2 protein-coding genes are annotated in these 1,821 nt (G+C 30.9%); both read right to left on the bottom strand.

The window, feature by feature from the left end; genetic code table 11:
• Nucleotides 1-311 precede the first annotated feature (311 nt).
• Nucleotides 312-794, bottom strand: coding sequence for a hypothetical protein (locus ACFQ1R_RS13085; RefSeq protein WP_379926713.1), 483 nt, complete (start codon nt 792-794; stop codon nt 312-314).
• A gap of 151 nt (nt 795-945) precedes the next feature.
• A partial coding sequence (locus ACFQ1R_RS13090; RefSeq protein WP_379926714.1) for a hypothetical protein occupies nt 946-1,821 on the bottom strand: 876 nt, incomplete at its 5' end.

Raw genomic sequence — 1,821 nt, forward strand, 5'->3', positions numbered from 1 at the left:
CAATTTCACCGTTTTTAAATTCATAATTTTCAGAAAGGTATTTGTTATCTTGTCCAAATCCAATTTTTGAAATTAAAATGAATATTATTAGTAGTTTCTTCATTTCTCTAATGTTTGCCAACGGTTTTGTGTATAGTTAGTTGCGTGTTTAAGCAACTAATTTAGTAAACAAAAACGAACGCGAGAAAATTCCGAAGGAATTTTCCAAATAAGCACTTGCCAAAGCAATTAATTATACACAGTGTTGTAAACCGTTTTTCTTTCAGATTTAATTTCTCGTATTAAAGTCAGTTTACTCACTAAATAATTTTCTATAATTTAAAATTAATTTTGATTGGATACTTTTTTCCATATACTTCTCCAAATCCAATTATTCTAATCCATCCATCTTTTATAAATACTTGAGCCTCAACATAGCCGTGTTCTCCAAAATAAAGTCCAACTTCAGAATCCAAATGATTGTTTTCCGTAATTTTGGTTTCCATATTTTTTTCAAGTGTCAAATTCCGAATGTATAGCTCAGGCGGATAAATAAAATCCTTAAATTCAAAATCATCTTTTTCATCAAGTTTTTCAAATATTTCCTCATTTCCAACAAAGGTGATGTCAGTTACTTTGTTTTTGTCATACTCGACTATGCACTTTGATTTATTGAAATAGAAATTATAGTCTCCAATGTTAAATATTTCTTCTGTCTTTAGTTCGTTTTCTGTTTGTGGCTTATTTTCATTTTTTGACTGTCCAAAACCTAATAAATTCATTACTGATAGAAGCATAAGTATTCGGTATTTCATAATGGTTTACAACGGTCTCGTATAACCGTCAGTTACGGGTTAATATGCGTTAATTTTCGGTTTGGAACTGACTTTAGCAATTCCGAGTGGATTCGGACGTAGTCGAATCCGCCGTAATTGCGGTTATACATTGTTACCAGCTGGCTTTTTATTATTCAATCACTACATTTTGTTCAGATGTAGTAGTCATTTTCATTTTCATAGTCATTCTTTCATTAACCTTAATTGTCATATCCATTGGCAATTCAGATTTGTATTTTGTCAAATAATTCTCTTTAATATCAAATTCTGATGTTCCAGTTCCAGTTCCGCTTGCAATAACATTTAATTGCTCTTGGCTCATATCTAGTCCAACGGTTTGTTTAATGTCAAAAAATGCTTTTCCGTTTTTAATTTCGGTTAGTAAATATTCCATATCTATTTTTACGGAAATTGGATTCATTCCTTCCATTGGAATTGACATTGGAATTTCACTATTAAATTTGTCGCCAACTTTCATTGGTTTTTCTGGGAACTTAATTGTTTGTTGAACGCTTTCTAAAGTTGTTTTTAAGACACTTCTCATTTGTTGAGAAACTTTGTCGCCAATTATTGTATCAACCTTGAATTTATTTTCAACATCATATTTTCCTAAAATTTTCATTCCAGAATATGGCTTTTCTTCCGTTGTTGTTTTCCCGCTGATTGTTGTCGTAGAAATCATTTTTCCATATTCCATAGTTGCAGGAAACTCTCCTTTTTCGTCAAGATTTTGAGTGATAATATCAGTCGTCATATTTGTTTCACTTTCCGTAATCATTGGCAATTCGATTCCTTGACTTTTTATTCTATCCATTATCTGTTGGTCAGCAATGAATTCAATTTCCGTGTGAGAAGTTGTTTTGAGTTGAGTTTGATATTTTTTGTTTGGTTTGAATTTTGTTTTGAAAACAACGCTTTCTTGAGCGCAACTTGTTATTGATATTAAAATCAATAAAATAAAGGTCAAATTTTTTGTCATAGGTTTCTGTTCAGCTTGCTGGTAACG

It is taken from the genome of Mariniflexile jejuense, from assembly GCF_042675665.1.
GTDB lineage: Bacteria > Bacteroidota > Bacteroidia > Flavobacteriales > Flavobacteriaceae > Mariniflexile > Mariniflexile jejuense.